The organism is Corallococcus carmarthensis (assembly GCF_003611695.1).
GTDB lineage: Bacteria > Myxococcota > Myxococcia > Myxococcales > Myxococcaceae > Corallococcus > Corallococcus carmarthensis.
In genome coordinates, this window is record NZ_RAWE01000032.1 from 54,875 (window position 1) to 62,838 (window position 7,964).

The following is a 7,964-nucleotide window of genomic DNA, read 5'->3' on the forward strand; positions in this document are numbered from 1 at the left end:
CGGCGATCCAAACGGACCGCTGATTGCAACCTTCTTCCGCACCGGAGCCACGCCCCACGTGGTTTCGCGGGTTTCACGCCCGCGTCCGGTCTGGAGATGCCCATGTCCCGTGACAACTCCTTCGCGGCAGGTGCGGTGCGGACTTCGCGCCTGCAGGATGCGCCGCGTTCAAGCCTTTCTCCGTGGAAGAGGGTGGCCCTCCCACTCATGCTCCTGTTCGTGGCGCCATTCGCCGCGGGCTGTGGCGACGATGACGTCGACTGCGTTCCGAGGACGTGCGAGTCGCAGGGCTTCAACTGTGGTGACTCGACGGATGGATGTGGCCAGCCGCTCGACTGCGGAACCTGCGCGGCGCCCTCCACCTGTGGCGGCGCCGGCCAGGAGAACGTCTGTGGTTGCAGCTCGATGAAGACGGCGTGCAGCCCCGGGGCCGAGTGCGGCGTCGAACCGGATGACTGCGGTGGCACCATTTCCTGCGGCACCTGCACGGCGCCGGAGGTGTGCGGTGGGCGCGGCGTGGAGAAGACCTGCGGCATCCCCGCCGCCAACCGCGAGTGCAGCGACGGCTGGTGCTGGGAGTACCCGCTGCCCCACGGCTACAGCTTCCTGGGGGCGCACTTCAGCGCGGCCAATGATGGCTGGGCCGTGGGCGAGGATGGCTTCATCCAGCACTGGGATGGGACGCAGTGGACGCGCGTGGCCAGCGGGACGCTGACGCCGTTGCGCGATGTGCACGCCATCACGCCGACGGACGTGTGGACGGTGGGCGCGGGCGGCACCGTGCTCCACTCCACGACAGGCGCAGCCTTCTCCCCCGTGAGTTCCGGGACGACGCGCGACCTGACGTCCGTGTGGGCCTCCGGCCCGAGCGACGTCTGGGCCGTGGGCGCCAACGGCACGGTGCGGCGCGACCGGGGCAGCGGCTTCCAGGGCGTGGATGTGTCCACGACCCAGGGGCTCAACGGCGTGTGGGGCAGCGGGCCGTCGGACGTCTGGATGGTGGGGCAGTCCGGGACGCTGCGCCGGTACGACGGCAATGCGGTCTCCAGCGTTGACGCGGGCACGACGGACATCGACTTCCACCAGGTGACGGGCACCGGCCCGAACGACGTCTGGACCGTCGCCTCGGATGACCCCTGCCTCATCTGCGACGACTTCGGCCAGGTGTTCCGCACCACGCCCACCGGCGTCGAGCAGTCCCTGCGCTCGTCGGATCAGCTGTACTACGTGTACGCCGCGTCGCCCTCGCTGGTGATGACCGGTGGAGAGGACTTCGGCTACTTCTGGAACGGCACGAAGTGGACGGACACGGCCGCGGACTCCGCGGGTCCCATCGCTGGCAGCGGGCCTGACGACGTGTGGTCCTTCGGCCGGGGTGGGCTGGTGCAGAAGTGGAACGGCCAGGTGTGGACCTTCAAGGCGCCGCTGATCACGCTGGGGGCGGCGCGGGCCATCCACGGCACGGGGCCCTCGGACGTGTGGGTGGTGGCGGATACGGGCCGGGTGCTGCACTGGAACGGTGGCGGCTGGCGTGAGATCCCGCTGGAGTCCTTCACCTCCGACAACGTATCGGGTGTCTACGCGGCCTCGCCAACGGCGGTCTGGGTGACGACGTCGTTCTACGGCCGCATCCTCCGGTTCGATGGGACCCGCTTCATCGAGGAGCGTGATCCGGAGACGCCGGACCTGTTCGCCATCCACGGCGCGTCGGCGACGGACGTGTGGGCCGTGGGCAAGTCCGGCGAGGCGGTCCACTCGGATGGCACCACCTGGACGCGGCAGCCCACGGGGGCCAGCGTGACGCTCAACGGCGTCTGGGTGCAGGGACCCTCGTTGGCCATCGCGGTGGGCGAGGCCGGCACCGTCCTGCGCTGGGATGGCACGGCCTGGAGCACGATGACGTCAGGCACCAGCGTGTCCCTGAAGGCCGTGTGGGGCAGCGGGCCGAACGACGTCTGGGCCGCGGGAGCAGGGGGCACGTTGCTGCGCTACAACGGCACCGTCTGGACTGCCGTGGCCAGCGGCACCGCGTCCCAGCTCAACGGGTTGATGGGGCGCTCCGCCTCCGAGGTCTGGGCCACGGGCGACAACGGGACGCTGCTGCGCTTCGACGGCACGACGTGGAACGCGGAGACCACGGGCACCCGCCGCGTCCTCCGGGGCGTGTGGGCGCCGTCCTCGTCGGAGCTGTGGCTCGTGGGCGACTCGGCGGTCTTGCACAAACCCTGACACCGGCACTTCGCGTTGACCTCCAGCCCGGTCCCGCCCTGTAGATTGGGGCGGGACACGTCCGCCAAGGAGCGCGCATGGGCTGCTGCCACTACCCCGCCGTCAAGGAAGGCTGCGACAGCGCCTTCACGGTGGATACCTCCCGCATCACCTTCGGCCCGGGTTGCCTGGCGGAAGTGGGCGACCGGGCGCGGGCGCTCGGGATGAAGCGGGTGGCGCTGTTCTCCGACGCGCGCGTGGCGCGGCTGCCGCACTTCGAAAAGGTGCGCCAGTCGTTGCTCGCCGCCGGGCTGGACGTCGTCGTCTTCACGGACGTGCACGTCGAGCCCACGGACCAGTCCTTCCTGGAAGCGGCGCGCTTCGCCTCCGAGGCCCGGCCGGATGGCTACGTGTCGCTGGGTGGCGGCTCGGTCATCGACACCTGCAAGGCGGCGAACCTCTACGCCACGCATCCGGCGGACTTCCTCGCCTACGTGAACGCGCCGGTAGGGGAGGGCAGAGCGGTGCCCGGGCCCCTCAAGCCGCACATCGCGTGCCCCACCACGTCCGGGACGGGCAGCGAGGTGACGGGCATCACCATCTTCGACCTGCTGTCCCTGTCCGCGAAGACAGGCATCGCGTCGCCAGCGCTGCGGCCCACCGAAGCGCTCATCGACCCGGACTGCACCGCGACCCTGCCCGGGGAGGTCGTCGCGGCCAGCGGGCTGGACGTGCTGTCGCACGCGCTGGAGTCCTATACGGCGCGGCCGTTCGTCCACCGTCCCGCCCCCGCGCGCCCGAGCCTCCGGCCCATGAGCCAGGGCGCCAACCCGTGGAGCGACCTGGGCTGCCGCGAGGCCCTGCGGCTGATGGGCCTGTACCTGGAGCGCGGCGTGAAGGATGCCCGGGACACGGAGGCCCGTGAGCAGCTCATGTGGGCGGCCACGCTCGCGGGCATCGCGTTCGGCAACGCGGGCGTGCACGCGCCGCACGGCATGGCCTACGCGGTGGCGGGGCGGGTGCGCGACTTCCGTCCCTCCGGCTATCCCCAGGACGAACCGCTGGTGCCGCACGGCCTGGCCGTCATCGTCAACGCCCCGGCGGTGTTCCGCTACACGGCGTCCGCGAACCCCGAGCGCCACCTGGAGGCCGCGGGCTTCCTGGGCGCGGACGTGCGCGGCGCGGGCAGCGGGGACGCGGGCGAGGTGCTCGCGGGCCGCGTCGTGCAGCTCATGCGCGCGGTGGGCGTGCCCAACGGCCTGGAGGGCGTGGGCTACACGGGCGCGGACGTGGACGCGCTCACGGAGGGCGCCTTCCCGCAGCAGCGCCTGCTCCAGAACGCGCCCCGGGAGATGACCCGGCCCGTCCTCACGGAGCTGTTCCGCCAGGCGCTGCGCTACTGGTAACCCCCACCCCGAGGTCCCCTCCCGTGTCCGACCGAGAGACGGCCGACCGCTACCGCTACTTCCTGCCCATCACCACGCGATGGATGGACAACGACGCGTACGGCCACATCAACAACGTCACCTACTACAGCTACTTCGACACCGTCGCGAACCACTACCTCATCCACGAGGGCGGCCTGGACATCCACACGGGCGCGGTCATCGGGCTGGTGGTGGAGTCGAAGTGCGCCTACCACGCGCCGCTCGCGTACCCGGACCGCCTGCGGGCGGGCCTGCGCGTGGACAGGCTGGGCAACCGCTCGGTCACCTATGGCATCGCCATCTTCAAGGAAGGTGACGAGCAGGCGGCGGCGCACGGCCACTTCGTGCATGTCTTCGTGGACCGTCAGACGCGGAAGGCCGTGGCCATGCCCGACCGGCTGCGCGAAGCCCTGGCGAGGCTGGTCGTGCCGCCACGCGAGCAGGCCTGAGTGCGTGGCGCCGCAAGGGTTCCCAGGCGACCGGGGAGCCCCTGCCGTCCCGTGTCCCGAGCACGGCCTTGCGTCATCACCATCGTCCCTGAGTACCCCTTTCAGAAGGAGATGGGTGATGTGTTGCAACTCCAGAATCTGGCATTCCCACCATTGCATCCTGCCACCGTACGTCAGCCGTCAGATTGCGCAGAACGGCTCACCGCAACAGCGTGCGAAGGCCCTGCGGACGCTCTCCATCGACAACACCCTGCGCGCCATCCGCCTGTCGAGCAGCGGCGCGCCCCAGGCGGCGAAGCGCCTCATCCCCGGCCCCATGGTCGTGGAGAGCCAGAAGCTCCGGACCATCTACAATGTGAATAACTCCGAGGCCCTTCCGGGAATGGAGGCCCGCAGCGAGGGAAAGGATGACACCGGCGACGCGGCGGTCGACGAGGCCTATGTCGGCCTGGGCGCGACCTATGACCTCTACTGGGAGGTCTTCGGGCGCAACTCCATTGACGGGAACGGCATGCCCCTCAACGGGCACGTCCACTATGGCAGCGGCTACGACAACGCCTTCTGGGACGGCGAGCGCATGGTGTTCGGCGACGGCGACGGCGACCTCTTCAACCGCTTCACCATCTCGGTGGACGTCATCGGGCACGAGCTGGCCCACGGCGTGACGGAGCACGAGGGGCCTCTTGCCTACTTCCTCCAGGCGGGCGCGCTCAACGAGTCCCTGTCGGACTGCTTCGGCTCGCTCGTGAAGCAGCGCCTGTTGAACCAGACGGTGGATCAAGCCGACTGGCTCATTGGCGCGGGGCTCCTCACGGACAAGGTCCAGGGCAAGGCCCTGCGCTCCATGAAGGACCCCGGCACCGCGTTTGATGATCCGGTGCTCGGCAAGGACCCGCAGCCGGCGAACATGAAGGACTTCGTGAACACGTGGGAGGACAACGGCGGCGTCCACATCAACTCCGGCATCCCGAACAAGGCCTTCTGCATCGCGGCCACGAACCTCAAGGGCTACGCGTGGGAGAAGGCCGGCCTCATCTGGCTGGAGACGCTGCGCGACTCCCGGCTCAAGGCCAACGCCTCGTTCCTCTCCTTCGCGCGGCTCACCGTGACGGCGGCCGTCCGGCTCTACGGCAGCGGCGACGAGGAGCAGATCGTGCGCGACGCCTGGGGCCAGGTGGGCATCAAGGTCTCCAAGGAGCGGGCGGGCGCGCCGGTCTGGACTCCGCAGGTGCAGAAGCCGGCCACGCAGCCGGTGCAGCGCAAGCACTAGGCCCTGGGGTCGACGGAATGCGAATCGAGTTCAAACGGGAGGGAGGCCTCGCCTTCTTCCCGGGCCTCGCCAGGCCCCGCACCGTGGACCTGGCGGCCCTGCCTCCCGCCACGGCGGAGGCCTTGAAGCGCGAGGTGCGGGAGGCGCGCTTCTTCGAACAGCCGACCACCGTGGGCGGTTCCCCCACGATGGGGGCGGACCGGACGCGCTACACCGTCACCATCGAGGACGATGGCGGGCGGCGGCACTCGGTCCAGTTGGTGGAGCCCGTGAAGGAGCCGCACCTGCGCTCCCTGCTGGAGCTCCTCCAGAAGGCCGAGCGGGAGCACCGCGCCCCATGAAGGCGGGGCTCCCGCGCTCGAGCAGCGCCTAGTAGTGCGGACGGGTGGGCAGGTTCAGGTCGTCGCGTAGGACGTTCTCTCCGGGGCGGCCGCCCTGCACCACGTCCGGCGTCGCGGGGTTCTGGTCCAGGTCGATGGGCAGGCCCACCGCGGACGTCTCGCGGTTGTTCACGCCGTCCTTCGCACCCTGCGCCAGCGTGCCGTTGGCGTAGTCCGAGGCGTGCACCAGCTCGTGGAACAGGCCGACGACGGGCGGGCGGTTCTGCCAGTCCTCGCTGCCCAGCGAGATGCGCGTGGTGTTGTAGTTCACCGTGCCGTTGGTGCCCTTGTTCTTCGTGCCGTCCGCGTTGAGCCAGGCGTCGTCCTTGTTCTGGGCGGACGCGCTGTTGCCATCGGCCGTCTGCTTGATGGTCGTCGTGTGCCCGCTGTCGTCCAGCGTGCGAAGCAGCTCCTGGCCCGAAGGCAGCGAGCGCATCGCGTCCAGGTCCGACTGCACGCGCGCCTGGAAGTCCGCGCTGCCCGACACCGTCACCGAGCGCCCGCGCTGGTCGGCGTTCGTCATGTCGACGATTTCGCGCTCGCCCGCGGCCGCGTCGGCGGTCTTCTCGTTCTCTTCCACGTAGAGCGTGTCCGTGCCCGTGCCGCCGCGGACCGTGTCCTGGCCCTCGCCGCCCGCCACCGCGTCGTTGCCCGCGCCGCCGCTCAGCGTGTCGTTGCCACGGCCACCGATGACCTGGTCGTCGCCCTCGCCACCGTAGGCCCGGTCGTTGCCCGCGCCGCCGTCGATGTAGTCGCGGCCCTTTCCGCCGGACACGTAGTCATTGCCGTCCAGGCCGTAGAGCACGTCGCGGCCCTCGCCGCCCAGGATGCGGTCATCGCCCGCGCCGCCCTCCAGGTAGTCGTCGCCGTCCTGGCCCTGCAGCGAGTCCTTGCCGTCGCCACCGATGACGGTGTCGTTGCCCGCGCCGCCGATGAGCGTGTCGTTGCCCTTGCCGCCGGTGAGCTTGTCGTCGCCCGCGCCACCGTCCAGGGTGATGTCCTGCGTGACGCTCGCGTCCACGGTGATGGAGTCATTGCCGTCACCGCCATTGATGATGGCGCCCTTGGCCTGCGCCGCGGTGAGCGTCACCGTGTCGCTGCCGGACTGGATGGTCAGCCCGCCGTCCTTGTTCTGCGTCACCGTCGCGGAGTTGTTGCCCGCGCCCAGGTCCACCACCGTGCGGCCCGCCGCGTTCGTGCTCACCTGGGGCCCGGCGGCGGCGCTGGCCACGCGGCCCGCCGCCTTGCCCAGCGCTTCACCGATGCCGCCGGCCGCCTTGCCCGCGGCCCTGCCCAGCGCTTCGCCGAGACCGCCAGCAACCTTGCCCGCCGCCTTGCCCAGGGCTGACCCGACGCCTGCCGCACCCTCACCGGCGCGCGAGGGGGAGCGGATCTCCGCGGAGAGCGCCGGCCGGGACGCAGCGCCCGTGCGCGGGGCCGCGTCGAAGCCGTCCTTCATCCGCTGGGCGACGGCGGTCTTCACCGCGTTGGGCTGCGCCGGGGCGGGCGCCTTCGCCGGCTGCGAGCTCACGGGGGACGGGGTGGGACGCGAACCGGGCTTGCCAATCGAGGTCATGTCGCTTCTCGCGGGTGACGGAGACACCCGGTGCGGGTCCGGCGGACGGCTGCCGGGGAGCGGATGAATGCCGCCCGAAGGGGATTGTCGCGGAAGCGTGACGCCGGTTGCCTCACCTCCGCTGATTCCGGGCCAACCCCGCGAAATGACTCGCCCAGGGGGGCGGCCTCAGGGGGAAGCTGGGCACCATCCAGGGGGAGCACGCACTGGGGGAGCGCCCGGGGGCGAGCGCGACGAGGCGTGTGTGCTCCAGCGGAAGCGGGTGGCTCATGGGGCAGGGTTCTTCCGACGGTGCTGCGTGCACGGGAGGCCAGGGCCATGTCACGAGCGTGTGACACGAGACGCTCGTTCGTGTGACAGGCCGGCGTCGCCGGTAACGGTGTGGCAACAACGGCCGGCGGAGTGTGGCGGAAGGCGGCTCCATTCGGTAACGGGAGCGCCACATCGAGACCGGGCGGGTCCCTCCCCGTTCCCCGCCCGGCGCTCACGCACCCATGATCTTCGCCTCGTCCCACCGCTCCGTCCTTCAGGCCCTGCTGGCTGGTACCGCGCTGCTCTGCTCCTCCTCCGCCCTGGCGCTGGCCCAGGAGACTCCACCCGAGTCCGCGCCCGTGGGCGAGGCCCCTCCGCCCGCGGGCGCGGACTCGGGTGGAG

At 70.8% G+C, this 7,964-nt stretch carries 6 protein-coding genes; 5 read left to right on the top strand and 1 reads right to left on the bottom strand.

Going from position 1 to position 7,964, the window contains the following annotated elements; translation table 11 throughout:
* Positions 1-192: 192 nt before the first annotated feature.
* The 5 genes from D7X32_RS12075 (at position 193) to D7X32_RS12095 (ending at position 5,695) form a co-directional block, all read left to right on the top strand.
* A complete protein-coding gene (locus D7X32_RS12075; protein WP_147450119.1) occupies positions 193-2,229 on the top strand; it encodes a hypothetical protein in 2,037 nt (678 codons plus the stop codon).
* 77 nt (positions 2,230-2,306) lie between these two features.
* Positions 2,307-3,614 carry a hydroxyacid-oxoacid transhydrogenase gene (locus D7X32_RS12080; RefSeq protein ID WP_120602676.1) on the top strand — a complete coding sequence of 436 codons (1,308 nt, stop codon included), beginning with the start codon at positions 2,307-2,309 and terminating at the stop codon, positions 3,612-3,614.
* A 23-nt stretch (positions 3,615-3,637) separates the two neighbouring features.
* Positions 3,638-4,084, top strand: coding sequence for an acyl-CoA thioesterase (locus tag D7X32_RS12085; RefSeq protein ID WP_171447748.1), 447 nt, complete (start codon positions 3,638-3,640; stop codon positions 4,082-4,084).
* A gap of 118 nt (positions 4,085-4,202) precedes the next feature.
* Positions 4,203-5,354, top strand: coding sequence for a M4 family metallopeptidase (locus tag D7X32_RS12090; RefSeq protein WP_120602677.1), 1,152 nt, complete (start codon positions 4,203-4,205; stop codon positions 5,352-5,354).
* 17 nt (positions 5,355-5,371) lie between these two features.
* Complete coding sequence (locus D7X32_RS12095) at positions 5,372-5,695, top strand: protealysin inhibitor emfourin (RefSeq protein WP_120602678.1); 324 nt, start codon at positions 5,372-5,374, stop codon at positions 5,693-5,695.
* Positions 5,696-5,723: 28 nt separating this feature from the next.
* Here D7X32_RS12095 and D7X32_RS12100 read toward each other — a convergent pair whose 3' ends face one another.
* Complete coding sequence (locus tag D7X32_RS12100) at positions 5,724-7,310, bottom strand: M91 family zinc metallopeptidase (protein ID WP_120602679.1); 1,587 nt, start codon at positions 7,308-7,310, stop codon at positions 5,724-5,726.
* Between the last annotated feature and the right edge of the window lie 654 nt (positions 7,311-7,964).